The organism is Streptomyces sp. SID5643, from assembly GCF_009872555.1.
Classification (GTDB): Bacteria; Actinomycetota; Actinomycetes; order Streptomycetales; family Streptomycetaceae; genus Streptomyces; species Streptomyces iakyrus.
In genome coordinates this window covers 40642-66996 of sequence record NZ_WWIC01000250.1, presented here as the reverse complement: position 1 = coordinate 66996, position 26355 = coordinate 40642, and the positions used below count along the sequence as shown (strand labels likewise).

Below are 26355 nucleotides of genomic sequence, written 5' to 3'. Positions count from 1 at the left end.
GGCGAGGGCCTCGCGCCAGCCGCGCAGCCGGTCGCGGGCGGCCCACCAGTCCTGCGGGCCGGGTATGTGCCAGACGGTGCGGTGACCGAGGGACAGCAGGTGCTCGGTGGCGAGCCGGGCCGCCGCGACGCCGTCGGCGCCGACCAGCGCCCCGGTGCCCGGCTCCAGTTCGACGCCCTCCCCGAGGCTGACGACGGGCACGTCCGCGGTGAGCCGCAGCGGAGGGCCGTCGTCGATCGGCTCGGACAGCACGATCCCGTCCACGCCCTGCTCCAGCAGCGCTTCCACGGCGACCGAGACCCGCTGCCCCTCCAGGGTGCCGGCCAGGGCCACGGAATAGCCGGCCCGCTGCATCGCCCGCTCCAGGGCGATGAGCAGCGTCGAGGGACCGTAGAGGGAACTGCCCAGGGAGACCACGCCCAGACGCCGGTAGCGGCCGAGGAGCAGGGCCCGTGCCGCGGTGTTGGGCCGGTAGTCCAGGTCGCGGACGGCCCTCAGCACCCGGTCGCGCACCTCGGGGCTGACGTGCGGTTCGCCGTTGACGACGCGCGACACGGTCTTCTGCGACACCCCGGCGGCCCGGGCCACCTCCGTCATGCCCGGCCCACGGCGTCGCCCGCCGGCTGCTCCGGTCGTCGTCATGAGGGCTCCCGGGGTCGACCAGGGCGTGACTACGTAGTCACGCAGGCAGCTGCCGAGCGAAAGGGCTTGCTTGACTACGTAGTCAGTGAGTGTGGTGATCCCGGCGCGCGACGTCAACGCCCCGGGCGGAACAAGAGTTCGTGCATCACCCACTCGCACCCCATCGGCACCGGTTAACCTCGTAAGTCACCGAAGGTAAACGGGGGTTGCCCATGGTGAACGCCGATCGCACGCCGCCTGACTGCCCTGGGGGCCATGACGGCATGCCGGAGAGCGACGCCGGGCGCCACCTCCAGAACCAGCTCGAGATCCTCATCCAGGACTTCCGCCGGAGCACCGAACCCCCGATGCCGGTGTTCGTCGTGCACGCGCAGGAGAACGGGGACGACGACGCGGTGGCCGGGCTGGTCCGGCAGCTGCACGCGGGCCAGGAGGCGCACGGCACCCGCTGCGCGGTGGTCCAGGACGCCTACGAGGGCACCACGGAGGTCCGCCGGGCCGCCGCCCTGGTGCGGGCGCTGAGCGACCCGGGCAGGTGGGGCGGTCCGAAGGCGGTCTACCGGCGCTACGCCTTCCCGCGGCTGCGGCTGGTGCACGCCATCGACGACGCGGTCGACGCCCTCGGCGACAGCTGGCCGGCACCTGCCCCGGGCAGCCCCGAGGCCGGGCAGGACCAGCGGCAGCGACTGCTCAACGAGCTGGCACAGCAGCGCTGGCGGCCGAAGAACACCGCCCGCTGGCGTTCGGGGCTGCCGCTGTTCGACATGGCGCACATCCTCCCGGCGAGCCTCGTGACGGTGCTCGCCGCGCTCCTCGCCCGCAGCGAGTGGTACGTGGCGGTGGGCGCCGGCCTCGTCTTCCTGCTGCTGCTCACCGTCCTCAACGACGTCCTGCCGGGGCGCGCCCCGATCTTCCTGTGGCTGCGCCGGGAGAGCCGCTGGTTCATGACGACGACCTTCCTGAGGGCGGCGGACCAGGAGGAGTCCACCGAGGTGTCGCTGCTGCGGCCGGTGCGCTCCTGGAAGGCGATCGCGGCCCGGGCCTACGACGTGGCGGAGGCGCTCAGGGCGGGCGGCGACTTCCACCTCCAGCTGTGCGTGCTGGCGCTGCGCGAGGATCTGCGGGACAACCACCGGCGCTGGAGCTGGGACCTGCGCGGCTTCAAGCGGCCGCGCCCGCCGATGCTGTTCCTGCCGCACGCGGACGACCGCAACGGCGGCATCGAGCTGATCCGGGCCATCAGCGACGTCCGCAGCCGGCGCAGCGAGCTCGACCCGCTGCTCGTGGTCGCCGCGGTGCGCACGCACGACGTGCCGCGCCTGGAGCGCAGCGTCGTCCAGACGGCCCCCGCCCCCGACACCGCGCCGCCCACGTTCGGCGTCCGGCTGCGCACCTGGTACCGCGAGTGGGGCCGCAACCTGCGCGCCGAGCAGTCACCCAGCCGGGAACGGTCCGTCCTGCCGTGGGTGATGAAGATCCCGCTGCCGCACGACCAGCTGGGCCCGGTCGAGGAGGGCCGTCACCATCTGCGGGCCTCCGCGCGGCCGACGCTCGCCCGGCTGGTGTGGGCCCTGCACACCCTCGTCCTGGTCATCGCCCTGCTGGCGGCAGGGACCGTCATGCGGGCCGACGCCCTGAACGACCGCTACTGCTCGGCGTCCGTGCTCACCGCCAACCGCGACTCCCGGCGCGAGCAGGGCCCCGACGGCCGTACGGAGTGCATCGGCATAGCGACGGACGAGGTCCGTTTCGCCGACTGGCTGCCCGCACCCGAGCCCGGTGACGACGACGTCGAGGCGCTCACGGCCGGCGGCGAGACGCCCTGGACGGTGGCCGACCTGGAGGACCGCATATCCCGGCAGAACACCGACGTCCTGGCCCGGCACGCCGGGAAGTACGTCACCGTCGTCTACGCCGGGCCGCTCAGCGCCGACACCTCGGCCGGCTCCTCCCTGGTGAAGGGCGCCGAGGAACTGGCGGGCGTGTATCTGGCGCAGGCCGTCATCAACGAGAACTCCAGCGTGAAGCTGCGTGTCCTGATCGCCAACGGCGGCGTGGACCTGGGCCATCAGGAGGAGATGGCGAAGGCGATCGCCGCGTACGCCGCCCACGACCCGACCGTGGTCGGGGTCGTGGGCACCGGCCGCGACCTGAAGTCGAGCAGGGCGACGACCCGCACCCTGATGGAAGCCGGCCTGCCGGTCGTCTCCGGCACGAACTCCGCGACCTATCTGCCCCGCGAGTTCGCCAACTGGTTCAGCCTGGCGGCCACGGACGAGTGGCAGACGCAGCAACTCGGACTGATCGCCGCCCAGTTGCGCAGACCCGACCGGCGGCAGTACGCCCTCGTCCTGGCCCGTGACACGGCGAAGACCGACGACCTCTACACCGACGAACAGGCGCGCTACGGCCAGGGCATGCTGGGACGCCAGGGCTTCACCCCGCTCCCGCAGCGCCGCTACACCCTCAGCGGCGGCAAGCCCGAACTCCGCTCGCACGCCCAGGAGATCTGCCGGGGCGGCCGGATCCCGTCCGTGATCTACTTCGCCGGCCGGGTGGAGGACATCGACCCCTTGATGACCCAGCTGGGCACCGAGCCGGGCTGCGCCGGAAAGCCCCTGGCCATCCTCACGGGCGACGACCTGTCCAAGGCCGACTTCGCCGGCGGCGGCCATTCCGTCGCGCCGGAGGTCACGCTGTACCACGCGGCCCTAGCGGAGCTGAAGAAGGCCGCCGGCACAACGGCCTTCTACCAGGACGCCGCCGGGCACCTGCCGGGTCTGCGGGGCCAGCGCCTGCGTTACGACAGCCCGGCCCTGGCCAGCGGCCAGACCGCCCTCGCCCATGACGCGACCCGCGCCCTGTTCTGGGCGGCCACCCGCGGCGACCGGCCGCAGAGCCGCGCCTCGACCTGGGTGAACCTGCGCAGCGTCAAGATCGAGGGCATGGCCACCGGCACCATCGACTTCACCGGCGCCCCGCTCTACGGCGACCGCACCGGGCACAGCATCGTCCTCAAGGAGGTCCGCCGCGACGAGGACGGCTCCTCGAGAACCCGGGTGCTGTGCAGGCGCACCGCTGGGGAGACCAAGCGCCTCACCCAGCAGGAGTGCCGGATCCGCTGAGCGCCGCCTCAGCCCTGCTCGGGGGCCAGCCGCAGCGCGATCGAGTTGATGCAGTACCGCTGGTCCGTGGGGGTGGGGTACCCCTCGCCCGCGAACACGTGCCCGAGGTGCGAGCCGCACCGGGCGCACCGCACCTCGGTCCGCACCATGCCGTGCGACCGGTCCTCGATCAGCTCCACCGCGTCGGTGTCCTTGGGGTCGAAGAAGGAGGGCCAGCCGCAGTGCGACTCGAACTTGGTCTCCGAAGTGAACAGGTCCGCGCCGCAGGCCCGGCAGGAGTACACGCCCCGCGTCTTGGTGTCGGTGTACTCACCGGTGAAGGCGGGCTCGGTGGCCGCCTGCCGCAGCACCGCGTACTCGCCCGGGCTCAGCTCCGCACGCCACTGCTCGTCCGGCTTCTCGACGTCGTACGCCATGAGCTTCCAGCCCCTCAGTTCGACAGACGGTCCAGGATCTGCGGGCCGAGGTCGGTGACGTCGCCCGCTCCCATGGTGAGAACGAGATCACCCGGCTTCGCCATTCCCGCGACGACCGACGGGACGTCCGCCTTGTCGTGCACCGGCGTCACGTCGGCGCCCGCGGCCCGGGCCGCATCGATGATCAGCTCGCTCGTCACGCCCGGGATCGGGTCCTCACGGGCCGGGTAGATGTCGAGCACGACCGAGGCGTCCGCGAGGGCCAGGGACTGGCCCATCTCCTTGCCGAGCTCCTGGGTCCGTGAGAAGAGGTGCGGCTGGAAGACGACCAGGATCCGGGCGTCACCGGCCGCGGCGCGCATGGCCTCCAGGTCGGCGGTCATCTCGGTGGGGTGGTGCGCGTAGGAGTCGATGACCTGCACGCCCGCGGCCTCGCCCTTCAGCTGGAGCCGCCGCTTCACGCCCGTGTAGGCGGCGATCGCCGGGGCCAGCCCGGCCGCGGGGACGCCGAGGGCCACGCCCGCCGCCAGCGCGGCGACCGCGTTGTGCGCGTAGTGCCGGCCGGGGACGGAGACCGCGAAGGTCAGCTCCTGTCCCTCCAGCACCACGGTGACCTCGCTCTTCAGTCCCTGCGGAACGACCGACAGGATGCGTACGCCGGCGTCCTCGGACTCGCCGTACGTCACCACGCGCACGCCGCGCCCGGCGACCCGGCGGGTCAGCTCCCGGGCACCGTCGTGGTCGGCCGCGATCACCAGCGTGCCGCCCTCGGTGATCCGGTCCACGAAGGTCTCGAACGAGGCGTAGATCTCGTCCATCGAGGCGTAGTTGGCGTGGTGGTCGAGCTCGACGTTCAGGATGATCGCGACGTCGGGGGCGTACTTGTGGAAGCTGCGGTCCGATTCGTCCGCCTCGGCGACGAAGATCTCGCCCTCGCCGTGCAGCGCGTTGGAGCCCGGCGCGTCCAGGTCCCCGCCGATCGCGTACGAGGGCTTCAGACCCAGCTCGCTCAGCGCCACGGCCAGCATCGAGGTCGTGGTCGTCTTGCCGTGCGTACCGGCGACGGCGATCGGCCGCAGCCCGTCCATCAGCGCGGCGAGCGCGTCGGACCGGTGGACGACGGGGATGCCGAGCTCGGCCGCGCGGGCCAGCTCGGGGTTGTCCTGCCGGATCGCCGACGAGACGACCACACAGCTGGCGTCGTCGGCGAGGTGCTCCGCGGCGTGCCCGATGTGCACGGTCGCCCCGAGCGCGCGCAGCGCCTCGGCCGTGGCCGATTCCTTGGCGTCGCTGCCGGCGACGACGGCCCCGCGCTGGGCGAGGATCTTCGCGATCCCCGACATCCCGGCCCCACCGATCCCGATGAAGTGCGGTCGGTCCATGGCGGGAGGAAGGCCGGCTGCCATGCAGATCTCCAAGAGCGAGCGACGACGGTGAGCGCCCCCACCCTATTTCAGGAACGGGGAGTGCCGCGGCCGGCCCGGGGGCGCGGGCTGCATCGATGTGCGGCTCCGCCGCGTGGGCGCGAACAACCACCGACCCGCACCCGGCGAACCGCAGCAACCCGCCCTTACGCCTTGCTGTGCGAGAACAGCTTCAGCACCGGCACCCCCACCTTGTGCCGGGCCCGGGAGGCCCAGTCCCGGTGGAAGAACTCCTCCACGTAGTGGGGGTCGGTCAGCACGATGACCTCGTCGGCCCCGGCCTCCTCCACCAGCGACTTCAGCGCGTCCAGCGGATGGTCCTCGATCAGCCGCCCCTCGGCGGCACTGCCCGAGGAACGCAGCGCGGCGAGTGACACCTCCAGCGCCCGCTGCCCGACGCTCAGCGCCTCCTCCCCCTCCGGCGTCTCGCCCTCGCGGACGGCCTCGTCGAGCTCGCCGAGCGCGACGTCGTCGATGGCCCGCAGCAGGCGGTCCGCCTGCTCGCCGCGCGGCTGCAGCAGCACCTGGAAGGAGACCTGCTCCTCCCCGTGCAAGGTGGTGACGAACTCCACGTCGGCGGACGTCAGCGCCTTCTCGATCATCAATACGCTCGTGAACACCAGGCGCCCCTTCTGCTCCGGGGCCCCAGGCCCCACTCCTCCGCGGGCCGCACCGGGCCCTGCGGAAACCATCCTGCCCCGCGTTCGCACGGGTACTGCCGGATCCAGTGTGCCCTCCCGAACCCAAACGGAACGGCATATTCCACCGATGACCGGACGAACGGCAGCGTTCACCCCCGCTCCCGGACGTACCGGCCGGTCGGCCTTCCCGGCCGCCGACCTTCTACCCCCGCCCCGGCGTTTCAGTACGCCGGGGCGCTCCGCCCGTACCGCGTGAACAGGAAGCCGTCCTCCTCCAGCATCGACACCAGCCCGAAACGGTGCGGGACCGTGACCGCCGGCCCCCCGGCGATGCGCTGCGCCTCGCCCGCCGTGAGCATCGGGGCGACGGTCAGGCACAGCTCGTCGAGCACGCCGGCCGCGACGATCTGCCCGAGCAGCCGCGGGCCGCCCTCGGTGAGCAGCCGGGTGTGGCCGAGGTCGGCGAGGGCCCGGACGGCGCGGGCGGGGTCCACGCCGATGCCGTCTCCTGCGGTCACCACCCGGGCGCCCGCCCGCTCGGCGGCGGCGACCCGGTCGGGGGCGGCCGAGGCACCCGTGAGGATCAGGGTGGGCACCAGGGGCGAGGTGAACAGCGGCAGCGAGAAGTCCAGGTCGAGGCCGGCGGTGACCACGGCGATCGCGGGTGCCGGCCCCTGCCCGGCCGCCTCCCGCATCGCCGCGAAGTCCTCGCGCGCGCGGGCGGGCCGGTAGCCCTCCTTGCGTACCGTCTCCGCGCCGACGACCACGACGTCCGCGAGCGCCCGCAGCGTGCCGAAGATGCGCATGTCGGTGGCGCTGGAGATGGGCTGCGAACGGCCGTCGTGCTGGGCGGCCCCGTCCAGCGTGGACACCATGTTGGCGCGCAGCCACGGGGCCGGGCCCCCGGGGCCCGGCTCGGGATAGGCGTACGCGGCGGCCAGCTCCTCCAGGCTCCACTCCCGCCCGGCGCCCCCACCGGACGCGCCGTCCGGCGCCGGAGCTGCTGTTTCATCGGTCACAGGGAACAGACGTCGCATGCCGTGCAGTGTTCCACGCGCCGTAGCATGGTGAACCGTGTCTTCTCCCCTGGCCCCCTCCGGAAGCGGCCCCATAACCGACCCGGCCCCGCTGTCCCTGTGCGCCCGTGAGCCGCATGTCCCGGCGGACCGGCTGGTCGCCGAGATGGTGCCGCCGCCGCGGTTCGACTCGGTCCGCTTCAGTACCTACATCCCCGACCCGAACCAGCCCAGCCAGACCGAGGCGGTCCGGGTCCTGGAGGGTTTCGCGGCGGGCCTCGGCGCGGCCGAAGGCTCCGGCAGGCGGCGGCTCTTCGGTTTCGGCAAGGCACCGAAGAAGACACCCGCCGGCCCGCGCGGCGTCTACCTCGACGGCGGTTACGGCGTGGGCAAGACCCACCTGCTGGCGTCCCTGTGGCACGCCACCCCGGCCGAGCCCGGGCTGAAGGCGTTCGGCACGTTCGTGGAGCTGACCAACCTGGTCGGCGCCCTGGGGTTCCAGCAGACCGTCCGGACGCTGTCCGGTCACCGCCTGCTGTGCATCGACGAGTTCGAGCTCGACGACCCGGGCGACACCGTGCTGGTGTCCACCCTGCTCGGCAAGCTGGTCGACGCGGGCGTGGCCCTCGCCGCCACCTCCAACACCCTGCCGGGCAAGCTCGGCGAGGGCCGGTTCGCCGCGGCCGACTTCCTGCGCGAGATCCAGGGCCTGTCGGCTCACTTCCGAGCCCTGCGCATCGACGGCGAGGACTACCGCCACCGCGGTCTGCCGGAGGCGCCGCCGCCCTACTCCGACGAAGAGGTGACCCGCGTGGCGCACGCGACCGAGGGCGCCTCGCTCGACGCGTTCTCGCCCCTCCTGGAGCACCTCGCCCGCGTCCACCCCAGCCGGTACGGCGCTCTGACGGACGGAATCCGGGCCGTGTGCCTCACCGGTGTGCGGCCGGTTCCCGACCAGTCGACGGCCCTCAGGCTGGTCGTCCTCGCGGACCGGCTGTACGACCGCGAGGTGCCCGTGCTGGCCTCCGGCCTGCCCTTCGACCAGCTGTTCAGCGACGAGATGCTGAACGGCGGCTACCGCAAGAAGTACTTCCGGGCCATCTCCCGGCTCACCGCTCTCGCCCGCGACGCGGCCAAGCTGGCGAACGACCGGTAACGACAACCCCAATACCGTGCCAACCGCCCGGTAGGGAGGGCCTGTTCAAGCCAGCCCACCTACGGTTTTCAGGCTCTCTTCAGCTTGAAACGTTAAGTTAACCCTGCAAACGACCTTGCAGGGTTAACGTGTTTCTTGACCAGCCGTTGACCAACCGTTGGTCCGCGCTAGACGTGTGAAGCACCTGAAGGGGGGCGCATGTACCGAGGTACGACGGCACGGACCGTGGTTTCGCTCCTCGCTGCCGTCCTGCTCGCCCTTCAGTTCTTCGCACCGACCGCGTCCTTCGCATCCGCGCATACACACAGTCAAGCCGAGGCCAAGACCCAGGCCGGAACCAAGCCTTCCGGCAAGTCCTCGCGTCCCGGACACAAGTCTCCCGGGAAGGCCCTGCGCGACGAGATGGCCGGCTGTCGCGCCGGACACCACGGGGACCCGACCGGTCCCCTGCGGACCCGCGACCGGTCCCACACCGCCGACTCGGCGCCCTCGGCGCCCGAACGGCCCTTGCGGCGGCACATCCAGCCGACGGAACGGGAACCGGTCAGACCCGGCGCCGCGCATCACCGCACGTCGAGATCCTCGGCGTCGCACACCCCGGCAGCACTGCAGGTCTTCCGCTGCTGAGCGGCAACGCAGTTCCCCCCACCCTCTGTCATGCCCGTCCGACGCGCCCCCACTGCGCGCCAGGAGGAGTCACCACACTCATGCAACCCCTCATCGACAACGCCCGCACCTTCGGACAGCGCCCTGAGGAGTTCGCCCACCTCGCCGAGGGCCAGTCCCCCGACGTCCTGTTCATCACCTGCTCCGACTCCAGGGTCGTACCGGCCCTGATCACGGGCGCCCGTCCCGGCGAGCTCTTCGAGCTGCGCACCGCGGGCAACGTCGTCCCCCCGCACTCCTTCGAGCACCCCACCTCGGAGGCGGCCACGATCGAGTACGCCGTGGAGGTCCTCGGCGTCAAGGAGATCGTGGTCTGCGGCCACTCGCACTGCGGCGCCGTCGGCGCGGTGGTACGCGGCGACGACCTCGCCGCGGTACCGGCGGTGCGCGACTGGCTCGCCCGCGCGGCCGACGAGCCGGCGTGCTCGGACCCGGCCGACCCGACCGTCACCGAGGCCGTGCAGAACCACGCCCTCACCCAGGTGCTCCGGCTGCGGTCCTACCCCTGCGTCGAGCGCCGGCTGGCGGAGGGCAGGCTCGGCCTGCGCGCCTGGTTCTACGAGGTCCACACCGGGGTCGTGCGCGAACACCGCGCGGACACCGACACCTTCGAGAAGCTGTGAGGGGCACCATGACCAAGTTCCCCCATCTCAAGCAGGACTTCTTCGCCTCGATCGTCGTCTTCCTGGTCGCGGTCCCGCTGTGCGTCGGCGTGGCGGTCGCCTCCGGCGTCCCCGCGGAACTCGGCCTCATCACCGGCATCGTGGGCGGGCTCGTCACCGGGCTGATGCGCGGCAGCAGTCTTCAGGTCTCCGGCCCCGCCGCCGGACTCACCGTGCTGGTCTTCGAGGCCGTCAGTCAGTTCGGCGTGGCCACGCTCGGTGTGATCGTGCTGCTCGCCGGCCTGCTCCAGCTCGCCATGGGCTTCCTGGGGATCGGCCGCTGGTTCCGGGCGATATCCGTATCCGTCGTCGAGGGCATGCTCTGCGGCATCGGACTGGTGATCATCGCCGGGCAGATCTACGCGGCGGCAGGCCTGAAGGCACCGGAGTCCGGACTCGGCAAGATCGCCGGCCTGCCCGGGATGTTCGCCGACGCGCTCGGCAGCACCAAGGCCCTGACGTCCCTGGCGATCGGCGCGGGCACCATCGCCGTCGTCGTGCTCTGGAAGAAGATGCCGAAGGCGGTCCAGACCGTGCCCGGCGCCCTCGCGGCGGTGGTCCTGGCCACGGTCGCCACGCTCGCCTTCAGCCTGCCGGTCGCCACCGTCCAGGTGGAGGGCCTCCTGGGCGTCATCCAGCCGCCCGGGGCCGAGGCCTTCGGTGAACTGGCGAACCCGGCCATCTGGGGCACCATCATCGCCTTCGCGCTGATCGCCTCCGCGGAGAGCCTGTTCAGCGCGGCCGCCGTGGACCGGCTGCACAACGGTCCGCGCACCGAGTACAACAAGGAGATGATCGCCCAGGGCGCGGGCAACACCCTGTGCGGTCTGCTCGGCGCACTGCCGATGACCGCCGTCATCGTGCGCAGCTCCGCCAACGTCAACGCGGGCGCCAGGACCAAGGCCTCCCGGGTGCTGCACGGCGTGTGGCTGCTGCTGTTCGCCGCCGCGATGCCCTGGGCCCTGGCCCTGATCCCGATCCCCGCCCTCGCCGGCATCCTCGTGCACGCCGGCTGGAAGCTGATCCCGTTCCGCCAGATCACGGCGCTGTGGCGGGCCCACAAGGGCGAGGCGCTCATCCTGGTCGTCACCGCCGTGTCGATCGTCGCGGTGAACATGTTCGAGGGCGTGCTCATCGGTCTGGCCCTGTCGGTCGTCAAGACCGCCTGGGAGGCCTCGCACGTCAAGATGGAGATCATCGACAAGGGCGCCGGCCCGATCCAGGCGTACCTGTCCGGCAACGCGACCTTCCTGCGCCTGCCGAAGATCCTCGACAGCCTGGAGAGCCTGCCGCAGGACCGCCCGGTCGAGCTGGACCTCTCCGGCCTGCACCACCTCGACCACGCCTGCCGTACGGCCCTGGAGAACTGGGCCGCACGGCACAGCGCGACGGGCACGGAGCCGGTGAAGGTCACGGAGCCCGAGGAGGCCCCGGCGGAGAAGGTCACCGCCTAGCCGCCGCTCCCGGTCACACAGACCGCGGTCCGGGGTGCGCACCCGCGTGCCCCGGACCACGTGCGTCCGCCCCCGTTCCGGCCCGGATCCCGGGGCATGGCCCCGCGTACCATTCCGGGCATATCGTTACATGAGCAGACGGATTCGGACCTCTGAACCGGGAGGTCGGCATGGTCGAAGAGCTGGTCGGCGTGGTGGCCGCCGTCGGGGCCGGCGCGCTGGTGTACGTGGTCTCCGCGGCGCGGGTCGTCAAGCAGTACGAGCGCGGGGTCGTCTTCCGGCTCGGACGCCTGCACGGGGACGTGCGGCGGCCCGGGTTCAACCTCGTGGTCCCCGCGGTGGACCGGATGCGGAAGGTCAACCTGCAGATCGTGACCATGCCGATCCCCGCCCAGGAGGGCATCACCCGCGACAACGTGACGGTGCGGGTCGACGCGGTGGTGTACTTCAAGGTCGTCGACCCGGCGGCCGCGATCGTCAACGTCGAGGACTACCGCTTCGCCGTCTCGCAGATGGCCCAGACCTCGCTGCGCTCGATCATCGGCAAGAGCGAGCTGGACGACCTGCTGTCCAACCGGGAGAAGCTCAACCAGGGCCTGGAGCTGATGATCGACAGCCCGGCCGTGGAGTGGGGCGTGACCATCGACCGGGTGGAGATCAAGGACGTCTCCCTGCCGGACACCATGAAGCGCTCCATGGCCCGCCAGGCCGAGGCCGACCGGGAGCGGCGGGCCCGGCTGATCAACGCCGACGCCGAGTACCAGGCCTCCAAGAAGCTGGCCCAGGCCGCCCACCAGATGGCCGACACGCCCTCGGCCCTCCAGCTCCGGCTGTTGCAGACCGTCATGGCGGTGGCGGCGGAGAAGAACTCCACGCTGGTCCTGCCCATTCCGGTGGAACTCCTGCGGTTCCTGGAACGGGGCCAGCAGCCCTCCGGGCAGAGAGCGGGACACGCCGACGCGGCGGATCAGGCGGAGATCGCGGAGGGCGCCGTCGACCGCACGGAACAGGCCGAAGAGGCGATGGAGCAGCTGCGGCGCGCCGTAGAGCAGTGACCCGTGCTACGCGCGTGGTTCCCGCCGCCCGCACCAGGTGATAGACACAGCGGGATCACAGTTCCTGTCCGCCAGCAGGAAGGTTTCCCCATGACCGCATCCGGTCACTCCGCGACACGACGTCAGCTGCTCGCCGGGACGGGCGCCCTGGGCGTCGGAATCGCGTTCTCCGGTGCCCTGTCCGAACTCTTCACCGGCACCGCCTCCGCACAGGGCCTCGGCCGCACCGGCTACGGCCCGCTCGTGCCCGACCCGAAGGGCGTTCTCGACCTGCCGGAAGGTTTCAGCTACCGGATCCTCTCCCGCGAGGGAGACGAACTCCGCTCCGGAGAAGGGCGCGTGCCGTCCAACCACGACGGCATGGCGGCCTTCGGAGGCAGAGGGGGCCGGGTCCACCTGGTCCGCAACCACGAGAACCGCGCCGACGGCAGGATCCCGGTCCCGGCCGTCGAGGGCCTCACCTACGACCCGGCAGGCAAGGGGGGCTGTACGGCCCTGACGGTGGACTCCCACAACCGGGTCCGGTCGGAACGCGTCGCGATCGCCGGTACGGCGGTGAACTGCGCGGGCGGCCCCACCCCTTGGGACACCTGGCTGACCTGCGAGGAGACCGAGGACAAGGCCGGGACCAACGGCTACACCAAGGACCACGGCTTCATCTTCGAGGTCGACCCGGTCGACCCGCACCGTACCGGGGCCGTGCCGCTGACCGCGATGGGCCGCTTCGCGCACGAGGCGATCGCCGTCGACCCGCGGCGGGGCGTGGTCTACGAGACCGAGGACGCCTTCGAGAAGCCCTTCGGCCTCTTCTACCGCTTCCTCCCGGACCGGCCGCTGGGCGGCAGGGGGTCGCTGCGCGCGGGCGGGCGGCTCCAGGCCATGCGCGTGCCCGGGGTGCCGGACCTGTCCTCCATCCAGGACGTCGGCGCCGAGTTCGACCGCGTCGAGTGGGTGGACGTACCGGACCCGCAGGCCGCGCAGACGCCGATCCGGTTCCAGGACTTCGGGCGCAAGGGCATCACGCACGCGCAGAAGCTGGAGGGCTGCTACTGGGGCGGTCGTTCGGTGTACTTCGTGTCGTCCTTCGCCCGCCGGTCGGACGGTTCGGCCGCCGACCACTTCGGGCAGGTCTGGCGCTACGACCCGGAGCGTCGCCGGCTCACCCTGGTGATCGTCTTCGGCCCGGACACCGATGTGCAGCTGCCGGGCGAGTCGCCGGACAACATCTGCCTGGCGGCCGGCGGCGGCCTCATGGTCTGCGAGGACGGCGACGGCGCCCAGCACGTCTACGGGGTCACCCGGCGCGGCGAGGTCTACGCGATGGCGCGCAACCGGCAGGCGATCACATCAGCCGCCGGCGCGGCGGGCGGCACCGAGCAGCAGCCCGAGTGGGGCGAGTTCGCCGGGGTGACCTTCTCCCCCGACGGCGACACGATGTATGTCAACTGCTACCGGCCCGGCACCACGTTCGCGGTGACGGGCCCCTGGCGCCGCTAGCCGGCGCTCCGCCCGGTCGGGGCAGCGGGTGCGAAACCCGGTGCCCCGCCCGGACCGTCGAGGCACTCACGCGCGAAGGGGGCCCCGGTGACCCACAAGGACAGCACCTCGCTGCGGGAGCGGCTGCGCCTGCCCACCGGTGAGCCGGTCGACCTGGCCCGGTACGACGCCGCCGGCACCCCCGCCGGCCCGGACGGCAAGGCGGCGGGCAAGGCCGCCACGGCCCGGACCGGTGAGCGCCTCGCCGTCCTCCAGGAACGGCTGTGGGCAGCCAGCACCAAGGGGGACCGGCGCCGTGTGCTGCTGGTGCTTCAGGGCATGGACACCAGCGGCAAGGGCGGCACGGTCAAGCACGTCATCGGCCTGCTCAATCCCTCCGGCTGCCGGATCACGGCGTTCAAGGCACCCACCGCCGAGGAGCGCGCCCACCCCTTCCTGTGGCGGGTCGAGCAGGCGCTCCCGATCCGCGGCGAACTGGGCATCTTCGACCGCTCCCACTACGAGGACGTGCTGATCGCCCGCGTCCGGGAGCTCGCGCCCGCCCCCGAGATCGCCCGGCGCTACGAGCAGATCAACCGCTTCGAGCGCTCCCTCGTCGACGACGGCACGACCCTGGTCAAGTGTTTCCTTCACCTGTCCTCCGAAGAGCAGCGCCGCCGGCTGCTCAAGCGCCTCGACAAGCCGGAGAAGCGCTGGAAGTTCGCGGCTTCCGACATCGACGACCGCGCCCTGTGGCCCGCGTTCCAGGAGGCCTACGAGATCGCCCTGGAGCGCTGCGGCACCTCGTACGCCCCCTGGTACCTGATCCCGGCCGACCACAAGTGGTACCGCAACTGGGCGGTCGGCACGCTGCTCCTGGAGCACTTCGAGGAGCTGGATCCGCGGTACCCGAAGGCGGACTTCGACGTGGCCGAGTGCCGGAAGCGGCTGCTGGAGCGGCCCTGATCCGCCCCACAGACCGCGAGCAGGGCGACGATCCGGCCGACGGCCTCCTTCGGACCAGACCGGGCCGCCCGACACTGAAGCGCACGGACGGGGGTACTCGGCCGCCATGAGCGAGAAGCAGCAGGTCAGCAGCTCCTACTGGTTGGAGACGGCACCGGACGGCCGCCACCCGGCGCTCACGGAGGACGTGGACGTCGACGTGGCGGTGATCGGCGCCGGGATCGCCGGGCTGTCCACGGCCTGGGAGCTGACGCGGGCCGGGCGGAGCGTGGCCGTGCTGGAGGCCGGGCGCGTCGCGGCCGGCGTCACCGGGCACACCACCGCCAAGGTCACCGCCCTGCACACGCTCGTCTACGACAAGCTGCGGCGCACTCGCGGCCCCGAGGGCGCGCGGCTGTACGCGCGGTCGCAGTCGGAGGCGATCGAGCACGCGGCCCGGATCGCCCGGGAGCTGGGCGTGGACTGCGAGTGGGAGACCCGGAGCGCCTACACCTACGCCGTCGACGAGAGCCGCGTGGAGGAGCTGCGCGCCGAGGCACGGGCCGCGGCCGAGGCCGGGCTGCCCGCCTCGTTCGTCAGGGAGACCGGGCTGCCCTTCCGGGTGGCGGGCGCCGTCGAGGTCACCGGACAGGCCCAGTTCCACCCCCGCAAGTACCTGCTGGCCCTCGCCGCCGACCTGGTCGAACGCGGCGGGCACATCTACGAGGACACCACCGTCCTCGGCCTGGACGAGGGCGAGCCGTGCAGGCTGTCGACCGCGACCGGGGCGACGGTCCGGGCCCGGGACGTCGTCGTCGCGACGCACTACCCGATCTTCGACCGGGCGCTGCTCTTCGCCCGCCTGTCCACGCGCCGCGAGCTGGTCGTCGCCGGGACGGTCCCCGCGGACCAGGACCCGCACGGCATGTTCATCACGCCCGACGAGGACACCCGGTCGGTGCGCACCGCGCCCCACGAGGGCGACCGGCGGCTGCTCATCGTCACCGGTGAGCACTTCACTCCGGGCACGAGCGACCCGCGGGCCCGTTTCGAGCGCCTCACCGCCTGGGCCACCGGCCACTTCCCGGACCTGGAGGTCACCCACCGGTGGGCCACCCAGGACACGGAGCCCACGGACACCGTGCCGATGGTCGGCCCGCTGCACCCGGGCACCCGGCACGCCTATGTGGCCACCGGCTTCGGCGGCTGGGGCATGACCGGCGGCATCATGGCGGGCCGGCTGCTGAGCGCACAGATCACGGGCGAGGAGTGCGAGTGGAGCGGGCTGTACGACCCGCGCCGCGTGAAGCCCGCGCTGCGGGAGGCGCCGACGTTCCTCAAGACGCAGGCCAAGGTCGCCGGGCACTTCGTGGGCGACCGGCTGCGGCCCTCCCCGCCCGTGGAGTCCCTGCCGCCCGGCGAGGGCGCGGTCGTCCGGGCCGACGGCCACCGGGTCGCGGTGTACCGGGACGACGACGGCGGGCTGCACGCGGTCTCCGCCCGCTGCACCCACCTCGGCTGCCTGGTGGATTTCAACGCCGCCGAACGCGCCTGGGAGTGCCCCTGCCACGGTTCCCGCTTCGACACGGACGGCAAGGTGATCCAGGGCCCGGCGACCAAGCCCCTGGAACAGCGGGACCTCTGAGGGCCCGCCCCGGGCCTACGCTGGACGTATGAGCGAGGACGACTACTGCCTGATCGACGCGACCAGGCCGCCCCGGGCGGACGGTCCGCCGTACGCCGAGTGCGTGCTGTGCCGGGAGCCGACGGAGTACCCCGAGTCGTACAAGGGCATCACGCTCTGCCCCGCCTGCGAGTGGCAGGAGGCGCAGCGCACCGCCTGCTCAGGGTGACCGCCGAGACGCAAGGGCACCGGTCAGGGCCAGCGCCCCGGCCGTGACCAGGGCCGTCGCGGCCAGGGGCAGCAGCGGCAGCGGGACCGTGTCCTGCTGCGCCCCGGTGACCAGGCCCCGCACGGCCGCCTCGACGGGTGAGCCGGTGGCGGCCAGGGGCCCTCGGCGTCTCGGCGTACGCGGTGGCACCGAGGCGCTCCAGCCACTCCCCGGCGGCCGGTGACCGCGGACCGCGTTCCGCGGGCACAGGCCGGGCCGCATGCGCCCGTCCTGCACGATCTTCCGGCTGGCACACTGGGATTCGTGAGCGAAGACCCGACGCCCGTGAGCGACAGCCCCTTCCGGTCCGAACCCTCGGCGCGCGACGAGGCACCGCAGTTCGTGCTGCCGCTCGTCGTGCGGATCGAGAAGGCGGAGCCGCCGGCCCGCACGGACGCGCTGGAGACGGCCGCGCGGGCCGTGCTGACGATCCTGGCCGACGAGCGGTCGGCCGGTGCGGGCGAGTGGGCCGGGGCGATGCGGGACTGGCAGGACGCCCGGATCCGCAAGGTGGTGCGGCGGGCGCGCCGCGCCGAGTGGCGGCGGGCCGAGGCGCTGCCCGGCATCACGGTCACCGGCAAGTCGGCCGAGGTGCGGGTCTTCCCGCCCGTTCCGCTGGACGGCTGGCCCAAGGACCTGGCCAGGCTCCAGGTGTCCGGCACCGACCTGGACGACCCGGAGCCGCCGGTGGACGCCGACCCGGCCGCCCCCGTGCTGTGGCTGAACCCGGACCTCGGCATGTCGGCCGGCAAGGCGATGGCCCAGGCGGGCCACGCCGCCCAACTGGCCTGGTGGGAGCTGTCCGACGGGGAGCGAGCTGCCTGGCACGACGCGGGCTTCCCGCTCGCCGTCCGCATGGCCGAACCGGCCCGCTGGTCCGAACTGACCGGCATCGGGCTGCCGTTGGTGCGCGACGCGGGCTTCACGGAAATCGCGCCCGGCTCGTGCACGGTGGTCGCGGACCACCCGGCGCTGCGCCGGGAGCCGCACGGGCCCGGCCGCGCGGCGCCCACCCGTTCGGAGTAGCCGCAGGCGCGCCGGTCCCGGTCGAATGCTCCAGTGGGGTTACCAGCCGAACCGACCCCCGGAGGCAGCCATGTCCAGCGCCGCGCCCCCTCCCCCCGCCCCGCCCGCCCCCGATGACCGGACGCCCGGCGGCTCCGGCCCGGGCGGCCCCGGCGACCCGCTGGCGGCCGGCGGGCTCGCTCTCGGCGGCATCCTGATGGTCGTCTACGGCCTGTTCGCGGTGCTCCAGGGCATCGCGGCGATCGCCGGCGACGAGGTGTACACGAGCTTCGGGCAGTACTCGTTCGAGTTCGACCTGACCGCGTGGGGCTGGATCCACGTGATCGTCGGCGCGCTCGTGGTGGTGGCCGGGCTCGGCCTGTTCACCGGGGCCGCCTGGGCGCGGGTGGTGAGCGCGGTCGTGGTCGGCCTGGCGCTGATCGCGAACTTCCTCTGGCTGCCGTACCAGCCGTTCTGGTCGATCATCATGATCGTGACCGGTCTGTTCGTCCTCTGGTCGGTGTTCAACTACCGCCCGACCCGCACGATGTAGGGCACGCCCCCTCCGTCAGGGCGGCGGCGGGCGCCTCTCGCGCTCCGCGACCACCGCGTGCATCCGCCGGGACAGCGCGGTGGCCGCGGCCGTGAGGAAGACGAACGTGTACAGGATCTGGGCGACGGCCACCAGCCGGGCCTCCTGCCCGCGCGGGGTGATGTCGCCGTAGCCGACCGTCGCGAGGGTGACGACCGTGAAGTACAGCGCGTCGACCCGGGTGCGCAGGCCGGTGAACTGTCCCGGCTGCTGCGCGAGGGCGTAGTACCCGGACGAGAAGACCAGCACGGCCAGGCTCATCAGCAGCGAGATCATGATGCCCGACCGGGCCTGTGGCTTCTCCAGCACGATGTCGCGCACATGGCGCAGCAGCAGTGCGGCCACGAGCGCGAGGCACAGCACGAACAGCGGCCAGCCCAGCCACGGGTGGTCGGCGCCGAGACCTTCCAGCGGCAGCAGGAAGTAGGCCGTGACGCCTGCCACGAGCAGGGCTCCGGCCACGAGCCGCAGCCGGCGGACGGCGGCGGCCCGGGATTCCGGTTCCCGCTTCCGCGCGGCGCGGCGGGGCTGCTCGCTGCCTCCGGACATAGGTCCGGTCTACGGCGTATCGGGACGGGACGCGACCCTTGCGCCTCCGTCAGTGGGGACGGGGGCGGGGCCGCGAACCTCAAATGTTGCTCTGAAGGAGGGCGGCGTGCGGTTCGGCGGCGGGCGGCTGGGCCATACCCCCCTCACGTTCGAGGAACGGGCCGGGGTGGAGGAGGGGACGATGGAGCGACTGGGGACGGGCATCGGGTGGCGGCCGGAGATCGCGGACGCCGTGGAGCGGATGCCGGGGATCGACTGGGTCGAGGCGGTGGCCGAGAACGTCTGCCCCGGGCACCTGCCCGACTCGCTGCGGCGGCTGCGCGAGCGCGGCGTCACCGTGGTGCCGCACGGCGTCTCGCTCGGCCTCGGGGGCGCGGACCGCCCCGACGCGGGCCGGCTGACCGCACTGGCCGAGCGCGCCGAGGCGCTGGGCTCGCCGCTGGTCACCGAACACATCGCGTTCGTGCGGGCGGGCGGGCCGCTGACGGCGTCCCCGCACCTGGAGGCCGGCCATCTGCTGCCCGTCCCCCGGACCCGGGACGCCCTGGACGTCCTGTGCGAGAACGTACGCATCGCGCAGGACGCACTGCCGGTGCCGCTGGCCGTGGAGAACATCGCCGCGCTGTTCGGCTGGCCGGGCGAGGAGATGACGGAGGGCCAGTTCCTCTACGAGCTCGCCGACCGCACGGGCGTCCGTCTCCTCATCGACGTGGCCAACCTGCACACCAACCACGTCAACCGCGGCGAGGACCCCGCCAAGGCCCTCGCCGAGCTGCCCCTGGAGGCCATCGCCTACGTCCACGTCGCCGGCGGCTTCGAGCGCGACGGCGTCTGGCACGACAGCCACGCCCACCCGGTCCCCGGGCCGGTCCTGGACATCCTCACCGACCTCGCCTCCCGCGTCAGCCCGCCGGGCGTCCTGCTGGAACGGGACGAGAACTTCCCGGCACCGGCGGAGCTGGAGGGGGAACTGGCCGCGATCCGGCGGGCGCTGGAGGCGGGGACCGTGGAACGCCTGAAGGCCGAGGTGCGGGCGGCAGGCAGCGCGGCGGCCCTGCGACGGGCGGGAACGGGGGCCGTCGGCGCCCTGCGCGGCGAGGCACGGGCCGGCATCGGTGCGCAGGAGCTGCGGCCCGGGACGGGTGCCGGACGGCTCGGAGAGACCCTGGGCGTCGCGAGCGGACCGCTCGCTCGGGACGAAGCCGGGTGGCCGGGCGGGGAGGCCGGGGCGACACGGGGCGCCTGCGGCCTGCCCCGCCCCGGTGACGGCGGAGCCGCTCGGCAGCGGCTCGGGCTCGCGCAGACCGCACTGCTGTCCGCGCTGGTCGCGGGCACGCCCGTGCCCGAGGGGTTCGACCGGGTACGGGTCGGTGTACAGGCGCGGGCGCTGGCGGCGAAGCGGGCCGGTGTCGTGGCCAAGGTCGCGCCCGAACTGCCCGTGATCCTGGGCTCCGGCTACCGCCCGGCGTTCCTGTCCTACGCCCAGACGCGGCCGATGACCGGCGGCTACCGGCGTGACGCCCTCGACTTCGCCGAGCACCTGCTGCACGCCGGACGGCCCGGGAACGCCGGGGTGCGGCGGGAGTTGCGGGCGTGGTGGCTGGAGCGGTCGGGCCCCGCACCGCGCTCCGCCCGGCCGGCCCACCGGCTCGTCCGCGCCACGCGCAGGGCACTGCTGCGACGTTGAGGACGAACCACCCGGCCCGCACCCGAGCGCCCGCACCCGCGTACGGCCGCACGGGGTCGTGACGGGGTTGTCCGCCCGCAGCCGGTTGGCACGTCAACGGACAGTCAGCCGCGTCGCGCTGTCCGCATGCCGTCACCGGGCCCGGCACACTGCGAGAGCTGGCCCCATCGCGCCGTTCCGAGGACGGACACCCCCGGCACGTCCCCCACCCGCCCCCAGCGGCACGCGTCACACCGCCGGGGACTCCTGCGGCGCCGCAACGCTACGCCTCGGGCAGGTGCGCGTCCGGCGCGTCCGGGCGGTGGTCGGGCAGGCCCGTGCGGGTGGCCGCCTCGTGGCGCATCCGCAGGAACTCCAGGTGCCGCTCGTACTGGTCGAGGCTGTCGGCGATGAGCTGTTCCCGGGTGTAGCCCATCACGTCGTAGTCCTGGTTGCCTTCGGCGAGCCGGACCTCGAAACGTACGTAGGTGTCGTGCGTGCTGACCGACCGGGTGGCGAACGCGGGGGTCGGCAGTTCCACCGGCCAGACCTCGTAGAGGAACTCGTCGCTGGGGCCGATCGGAACGCGCAGGCCGACGTGGGTGAGGCCGTTCTCATCGACGGTGCCTTCCAGGACCTGCGCCTGGGCTCCTTGCTGCCGCAACTCCTCGGCGACCTCCTGGAAGGCGGGTCGGCACACCTGGTCGACGAATCGTGCGGCCGCCCGCCTGCTGGGGAACGCCATCGCGCGCGCCAGCCGGTGCCGCCAGTTCGGCGCCCCCGGCAGACCGTGCTGCGGCATACGTCCGGAAAGCGACGCAGGCAGCGTGGTGACCCTCGCCTCCACCTTCATCCGCTCGGTACGCAACGCCAGGTAGAGCCCGGCCATGATCAGGAACATGACGAAGGAGAACGGCAGGCCCATGATGATGGTGGCGTTGGTGAGCGCCTGCACACCGCCCACGATGAGCATGGCGAGCGTGAGCAGACCGGTCGCCACCGCCCAGAAGACGCGCAGCCACGCGGGTGCGTCGGTCACCGGGGTGGGCAGTTCAGCGCTGAGGTTGCCCATGACCAGGGCTCCGGAGTCGGCGGAGGTGACGTACAGCAACAGCCCGACGAACGTCGCGAGTCCCGCGCTGAACAGGAAGCCCGGGTACTGCTCCAGGAGGCTGTAGAAGCCCTGCTCGGGGACGTTCATGGCGGTTTCGCCGAACTCGGCGTTCCCGTCACGCACCACGAACAGGGCGCTGTTGCCGAAGATCGCCAGGAAGAGGCCGGTGAAGAGGAACGGGATGACCAGCGTCGCCGCGATGAACTCACGCAGGGTGCGGCCGCGCGAGATGCGGGCCAGGAAGAGCCCGACGAACGGGGCCCAGGCGACCCACCAGGCCCAGAAGAAGAGCGTCCACGCGTCCAGCCACTCGGTGGGCTGGTCGTAGGCGAAGGTGTTCAGGGTCATCGACGGGAAGCGGCTGACGTAGTCTCCGACGTTCTGGACCACTGCGTTGAGCAGCCGGAACGGCTCGCCCACGACCAGGATGTAGAGCATCAGCAGGGTTGCGAGGAGGATGTTGAGCTGCGACAGCCGGCGGATTCCCTTGTCCACGCCGGACGCCGCGGACGCGGTGGCCATCGCCACCGCGACGACGATCAGGGCGATCTGAGCGGAAAGCCCTTCCGACACGTCGAAGAGGACTTTCAGTCCGTAGTTCAGCTGCACAACTCCGATGCCGAGCGTCACGCCGATACCGAACACGGTGCCGATGACGGCCGCCAGGTCGACGGTGTCACCGATCCGCCCGTGAATGCGGCGGCCGATGATCGGATAGAGCGCGGAGCGGATCGCGAGCGGCAGCCGGTAGCGGAACGAGAAGTAGCCGAGCGCCATGCCCATCAGCGCGTACATGCCCCAGCCGGTGATGCCGTAGTGGAACAGCGTCCACACCACGGCCTGCCGGGCGGCCGCGAGCGTCTCCGGGTCGCCCTGCGGCGGCGCCAGGTAGTGGCTGACCGGGCCGGAGACCGAGAAGAACATCAGGTCGATGCCGATGCCCGCGGCGAAGAGCATCGCCCCCCAGGTGAAAAGACCGTAGTCGGGCCTGGAGTGCTGGGGGCCCAGCTTGACCGTGCCGTACTTGGACACGGCGATGAAGACGACGAACAACAGGTACAAGGTCGCGGCGAGGAAGTAGTACCAGCCGAACCATTCGGAGATCTTGCCGACCACCACTCCGATGGCCGATTCCGCACCGGTGGGGGTGATGATCGCCCAGATCGAGATCGCGAGGACCAGGACGGCCGACCCGAAGAACACAAAGGGTTTCAGCCGGACAGCGCCCCCCTCCTCCGCCGGTGTCTCCTCCGGCGCCGTTCCGGGGCCCTTCTCTCCAGTGGTCGACACAGCCGCGTTCCTCCTTCGCTGAGGGCCAGGACCTCGGCTCCCGGTTGTTGGCGGCGTCTGCCGCGGCCCGCGGAGTCCGGGAGGCCTCTGGTCATTGCCCGAACCCCCGGGCGCGGGGGATGCGGGTGGCGTGGGGTGACCCGGCGCCCGGGCCGGGACCGGCCGGACACGGGGGCCCTCCGGGCGGCCGTACACGAGACGCACGCGCGCCGGCCGGCCCTGCGGAGGGTTGCGGAGCGGTCACCGCGCCGCCGCCCGACCGGCCGGCCCGGGGCGGCCGGTGATCAGGTCGGCCGCCCGTTCGGCGGCGAGCAGCACGGTCACCATCGGGTTGATGGTGGGCATCGTCGGGAACACCGACGCGTCGACGATCCGCACGCCCTCGAAGCCCCGCAGTCTCAGTTCGGGGTCGCAGACGGCCGCCGGGTCGTCCGCCGCGCCCATGCGGCAGGTTCCTGCGGGGTGGTAGACGGTGTGGGCCGCGCGGCGGCCGTACTCCGACAGGTCGGCGTCGGAGACGACGTCCGGTCCGGGCGCGACCTCGCGGACGAGCCAGTCGCGCAGCGGGTCGGTCGCGGCGACCTCGCGGGCGACCTTCAGCCCGTCCACGACGGTGCGCTCGTCGTGGCCCTCGGGGTCGGTGAAGTACCGGAAGTCCAGGGCGGGATGCTCGGCGGGGTTGTTGCTGCGCAGCCACATGCGGCCGGTGGAGCGGGCCCGCGGCACGTTCGGCGTCATGCACACCCCGTGCCGCGGTACGGGGTAGCCCAGGCGTTCGGTGTTGACGGTGAACGGCACTTGGTAGAAGTGGAACATCAGGTCGGGGCGCGGCTGGCCCTTGTCCCGGCGCAGGAACAGGCCGGCGTCGGAGTCCATCGCGGAGTTGGGCGGCAGCGGTCCCGCGGTCTCCCAGACGATCACGGACTCGGGGTGGTCCAGCAGGTTCTCCCCGACGCCGGGCAGGTCGGCCTGCACCTTGATGCCCAGGGCACGCAGGTCGTCGGCGGGTCCGATGCCGGAGAGCATGAGCAGGCGCGGGGTGTCGATGGCCCCGGCGCACAGCAGGAGTTCACGCTCGGCGCGCACGGTCGCGGGTTCGCCGTCGGCGCCCCGGACGGCGACCCGCGTCAGCCGGCCCGACGCGTCGGGGATCAGCCGGTGGGCCCAGGTCTCCAGCTTCAGCGTGAGGTTGGGCCGGTCCAGCACCGGGTGGAGGTACGCGACGGACGCGGAGGAGCGCAGGTTGCCCTCCGGCTGGTAGGCGAGGGAGAAGAACCCGGTGCCGTCGGCGAAGGGTTCGGCGTTGAAGTCGTCGACGACGGGGACGCCGAGGGCGCGGGAGGCCGCGGTGACGAAGTCCTGGGCGATGGGGTTGCGGTCGGCCTCGGCCACCGGGACGATCCGCGTGAGCAGCCGGTCGCGGTAGGGCAGGATCGTCGCCGGGTCCCAGCCGGCGCAGCCGTGGCTCACCCAGTCGTCGAGGTCCTGCGGCAGCGGCAGGAAGCTGATCAGGGTGTTGTGCGAGGAGCAACCGCCGAGCACACGGGCCCGTGAGTGCAGGATGTGCGAGTTGCCGCGCGGCTGCTCGACGGTGGTGTAGCCGTAGTCGAACTCCGAGCCGAGCAGGTTGATCCAGTTGCGCAGGCGCAGGATGCGCTCGTCGCCCACGTCGCTGGGGCCGCCCTCGATGACGCAGACGGTGCAGTCGGGGTCCTCGCTCAGCCGGGCGGCGAGTACGCAGCCGGCGGTGCCGCCGCCGACGATGACGTAGTCGTAGGCGGACTCGGCGCCGTGCGCGGGAGTGGTGGCCATGCCGTGCCTTTCGTGGTGGTGCGGTGCGGCGTGGGTCAGCCCTTGAACCAGCCGGAGGGGGCGGGGGCGAGGTTCTGGTAGATGTGCTTGGCCTCCTGGTACTCGCGCAGCCCGGTCGGGCCGAGTTCGCGTCCGACGCCGGAGCGGCCGAAACCGCCCCACTCGGCCTGCGGCACGTAGGGGTGGAAGTCGTTGATCCACACGGTGCCGTGCCGCAGCCGTTGGGCGACGCGCTGGGCGCGGCTCGCGTCGGACGTCCACACGCCGCCGGCCAGGCCGTAGCGGGTGTCGTTGGCGAGTTCCACCGCCTCGTCCTCGGTGCGGAAGCGCTCGACGGTGACGACGGGGCCGAAGACCTCCTCCTGGACGATGCGCATGGACCGGTCGCAGTCGGCGAAGATCGTCGGCAGCAGGAAGAAGCCGCGGCCGAGGGCCGGGTCGTCGGGCCGGGTGCCGCCGGTGACGAGCCGGGCGCCCTCCTCCTTGGCGACGGCGATGTAGGCCTCGACCTTCTCGCGGTGCTCGGCGGAGCTGAGCGGGCCGCTCTCGGTGCCCTCGTCGAGGCCGTTGCCGAGCCGGATCGCCCGCGCGCGCCCGGCGTAGGCGTCGACGAACCGGTCGTGCAGGGAGTCCTCGACGAGCAGGCGTGAACCGGCCGAGCAGACCTGCCCGGAGTGCAGGAAGGCGGCGTCGAGGGCGTAGTCGACGGCGGCCTCGAAGTCGGCGTCGGCGAAGACGATGTTGGGGTTCTTGCCGCCGAGTTCCAGGGCGATGTTGCGCGGCCCGTCGGCGGCACTGGCCATGATGGCCCGTCCGGTGTTCAGGCCGCCGGTGAAGGAGACCAGGTCGACGTCGGGGTGGCCGGTCAGGGCCGCGCCGACGGTCGCCCCGGAGCCGAGCACGAGGTTGGCGACGCCGGGCGGGGCGCCGGCCTCCTCGATGAGCCGGATCATGGCGATCGTGGTGAGCGGGGTGGTCTCGCTGGGCTTGAGGACGAAGGTGTTGCCGGCGGCCAGGGCCGGGGCGACCTTCCAGGAGGCCTGGAGCAGCGGGTAGTTCCAGGGGGCGATGAGCGCGCACACGCCCACGGGCTGGTAGACGACGCGGCTGAGGACGTGTGGGCCGACGTCGACGACCCGGCCGCCGTCCTTGCCCGCGAGTTCGGCGAAGTAGCGGAAGGCGTTCGCCACGTCCTCCACGTCGATCCGCGCCTCGGTGAGTGTCTTGCCGGTGTCGAGCGTCTCGGTGCGCGCGATGTCCTCCCGGTCGCGCAGCAGCAGGTCGTGCACGCGCAGCAGGAGGTCGGCCCGGCGGCGCGAGGGGGCGTTCGCCCAGTCCTCCTCGGCGAAGGCACGCCGGGCGGCGCGCACGGCACGGTCGACGTCGGTGGCGTCGGCCTCGTCGACGGTGGTGACGACCGAGGCGTCATAGGGGTTGATCACGTCCCGGCGCCCGCCGGCCGCCGCCTGTGTCCACGCGCCGTCGATGTACAGCTCACCCACCGCGGGGCCTCCTTCGCGTCCGTCCGGAGCCCGATCGGCTCGACGGTCAGCAACATGGCCCATCGGACGGGCGGCAGCCACGGGGCACACCGCCGCGACGACGTCCGGACGGCCCAGAGGACCCGGCTGGGCTAGTCGCCCGGCCCACGGTGCCCGCTGTCCGTCTCCTGTCCACGGAACGCCACCGGAGGAAAACGGAACGTCACATACCGACAACACTCCGTCCGGATCGTGAACGAGCCATGGTGCTTTCGG

The 26355-nt window shown here is 72.5% G+C and carries 22 protein-coding genes; 12 read left to right on the top strand and 10 right to left on the bottom strand.

Annotation, left to right across the window (positions count from 1 at the left end; genetic code table 11):
• The coding region (locus tag GTY56_RS27885) for a LacI family DNA-binding transcriptional regulator (RefSeq protein ID WP_237525069.1) at positions 1-642 on the bottom strand (642 nt) is incomplete at its 3' end.
• 263 nt (positions 643-905) lie between these two features.
• Here GTY56_RS27885 and GTY56_RS27880 point away from each other — a divergent pair.
• Positions 906-3767, top strand: a complete 2862-nt coding sequence (locus GTY56_RS27880; protein ID WP_237525068.1) for an ABC transporter substrate-binding protein — start codon at positions 906-908, stop codon at positions 3765-3767.
• An 8-nt stretch (positions 3768-3775) separates the two neighbouring features.
• Here GTY56_RS27880 and msrB read toward each other — a convergent pair whose 3' ends face one another.
• The 4 genes from msrB to GTY56_RS27860 form a co-directional block, all read right to left on the bottom strand.
• A complete protein-coding gene (gene msrB / locus GTY56_RS27875) occupies positions 3776-4183 on the bottom strand; it encodes a peptide-methionine (R)-S-oxide reductase MsrB (protein ID WP_161368065.1) in 408 nt (135 codons plus the stop codon).
• Between the two features lie 14 nt (positions 4184-4197).
• Positions 4198-5589, bottom strand: coding sequence for a UDP-N-acetylmuramate--L-alanine ligase (gene murC, locus GTY56_RS27870; protein WP_161368064.1), 1392 nt, complete (start codon positions 5587-5589; stop codon positions 4198-4200).
• A gap of 164 nt (positions 5590-5753) precedes the next feature.
• Complete coding sequence (locus tag GTY56_RS27865) at positions 5754-6227, bottom strand: indole-3-glycerol phosphate synthase (protein ID WP_181361211.1); 474 nt, start codon at positions 6225-6227, stop codon at positions 5754-5756.
• 242 nt (positions 6228-6469) lie between these two features.
• Entirely contained in the window at positions 6470-7285 is an 816-nt protein-coding gene (locus tag GTY56_RS27860) for a pyrimidine reductase family protein (RefSeq protein WP_161368063.1), read from the bottom strand.
• A 37-nt stretch (positions 7286-7322) separates the two neighbouring features.
• On the opposite strand from GTY56_RS27860, the gene zapE reads away from it, so the two are divergent.
• The 8 genes from zapE to GTY56_RS27820 all read left to right on the top strand — a co-directional run bounded on the left by zapE (position 7323) and on the right by GTY56_RS27820 (position 16531).
• Positions 7323-8420 (top strand): cell division protein ZapE, encoded by a 1098-nt coding sequence (zapE, locus tag GTY56_RS27855; protein ID WP_161368062.1) that lies wholly within the window; start codon positions 7323-7325, stop codon positions 8418-8420.
• A gap of 707 nt (positions 8421-9127) precedes the next feature.
• Complete coding sequence (locus GTY56_RS27850; RefSeq protein WP_161368061.1) at positions 9128-9709, top strand: carbonic anhydrase; 582 nt, start codon at positions 9128-9130, stop codon at positions 9707-9709.
• Between the two features lie 8 nt (positions 9710-9717).
• Complete coding sequence (locus GTY56_RS27845) at positions 9718-11202, top strand: SulP family inorganic anion transporter (protein WP_161368060.1); 1485 nt, start codon at positions 9718-9720, stop codon at positions 11200-11202.
• 170 nt (positions 11203-11372) lie between these two features.
• The gene (locus tag GTY56_RS27840; protein WP_161368059.1) at positions 11373-12257 is read left to right on the top strand and encodes a slipin family protein; all 885 of its coding nucleotides are present in this window, start codon (positions 11373-11375) and stop codon (positions 12255-12257) included.
• Positions 12258-12347: 90 nt separating this feature from the next.
• Complete coding sequence (locus GTY56_RS27835) at positions 12348-13754, top strand: alkaline phosphatase PhoX (RefSeq protein WP_161368058.1); 1407 nt, start codon at positions 12348-12350, stop codon at positions 13752-13754.
• A gap of 87 nt (positions 13755-13841) precedes the next feature.
• On the top strand, positions 13842-14699 hold the full coding sequence (locus GTY56_RS27830; protein ID WP_161368057.1) for a PPK2 family polyphosphate kinase: 858 nt from the start codon (positions 13842-13844) through the stop codon (positions 14697-14699).
• Positions 14700-14805: 106 nt separating this feature from the next.
• Entirely contained in the window at positions 14806-16323 is a 1518-nt protein-coding gene (locus GTY56_RS27825) for an FAD-dependent oxidoreductase (RefSeq protein ID WP_161368056.1), read from the top strand.
• Positions 16324-16351: 28 nt separating this feature from the next.
• The gene (locus GTY56_RS27820) at positions 16352-16531 is read left to right on the top strand and encodes a hypothetical protein (RefSeq protein WP_062929707.1); all 180 of its coding nucleotides are present in this window, start codon (positions 16352-16354) and stop codon (positions 16529-16531) included.
• On the opposite strand, the gene GTY56_RS27815 is transcribed toward GTY56_RS27820, so the two are convergent.
• Positions 16523-16720, bottom strand: a complete 198-nt coding sequence (locus GTY56_RS27815) for a hypothetical protein (RefSeq protein WP_346345603.1) — start codon at positions 16718-16720, stop codon at positions 16523-16525. The genes GTY56_RS27820 and GTY56_RS27815 overlap by 9 nt on opposite strands.
• A 114-nt stretch (positions 16721-16834) precedes the next feature.
• Here GTY56_RS27815 and GTY56_RS27810 point away from each other — a divergent pair, with 114 nt between their 5' ends.
• Positions 16835-17596: a peptidyl-tRNA hydrolase gene (locus tag GTY56_RS27810; RefSeq protein ID WP_161368055.1), complete on the top strand. Its 762-nt coding sequence runs from the start codon at positions 16835-16837 to the stop codon at positions 17594-17596.
• Positions 17597-17666: 70 nt separating this feature from the next.
• A complete protein-coding gene (locus tag GTY56_RS27805) occupies positions 17667-18128 on the top strand; it encodes a DUF7144 family membrane protein (protein WP_161368054.1) in 462 nt (153 codons plus the stop codon).
• 15 nt (positions 18129-18143) lie between these two features.
• Here GTY56_RS27805 and GTY56_RS27800 read toward each other — a convergent pair whose 3' ends face one another.
• The gene (locus GTY56_RS27800; RefSeq protein ID WP_161368053.1) at positions 18144-18716 is read right to left on the bottom strand and encodes a potassium channel family protein; all 573 of its coding nucleotides are present in this window, start codon (positions 18714-18716) and stop codon (positions 18144-18146) included.
• 181 nt (positions 18717-18897) lie between these two features.
• Between GTY56_RS27800 and GTY56_RS27795 the strand changes: the two genes are divergently transcribed.
• Complete coding sequence (locus tag GTY56_RS27795) at positions 18898-20403, top strand: MbnB/TglH/ChrH family RiPP precursor modification enzyme (RefSeq protein ID WP_161368069.1); 1506 nt, start codon at positions 18898-18900, stop codon at positions 20401-20403.
• Between the two features lie 262 nt (positions 20404-20665).
• Here the strand turns inward: GTY56_RS27795 and GTY56_RS27790 are convergent, their stop codons facing one another.
• The 3 genes from GTY56_RS27790 to GTY56_RS27780 form a co-directional block, all read right to left on the bottom strand.
• Positions 20666-22786 carry a choline BCCT transporter BetT gene (locus GTY56_RS27790; RefSeq protein WP_161368052.1) on the bottom strand — a complete coding sequence of 707 codons (2121 nt, stop codon included), beginning with the start codon at positions 22784-22786 and terminating at the stop codon, positions 20666-20668.
• Between the two features lie 240 nt (positions 22787-23026).
• A complete protein-coding gene (locus tag GTY56_RS27785; protein ID WP_161368051.1) occupies positions 23027-24598 on the bottom strand; it encodes a GMC family oxidoreductase in 1572 nt (523 codons plus the stop codon).
• Positions 24599-24633: 35 nt separating this feature from the next.
• On the bottom strand, positions 24634-26100 hold the full coding sequence (locus GTY56_RS27780) for an aldehyde dehydrogenase family protein (RefSeq protein ID WP_161368050.1): 1467 nt from the start codon (positions 26098-26100) through the stop codon (positions 24634-24636).
• Between the last annotated feature and the right edge of the window lie 255 nt (positions 26101-26355).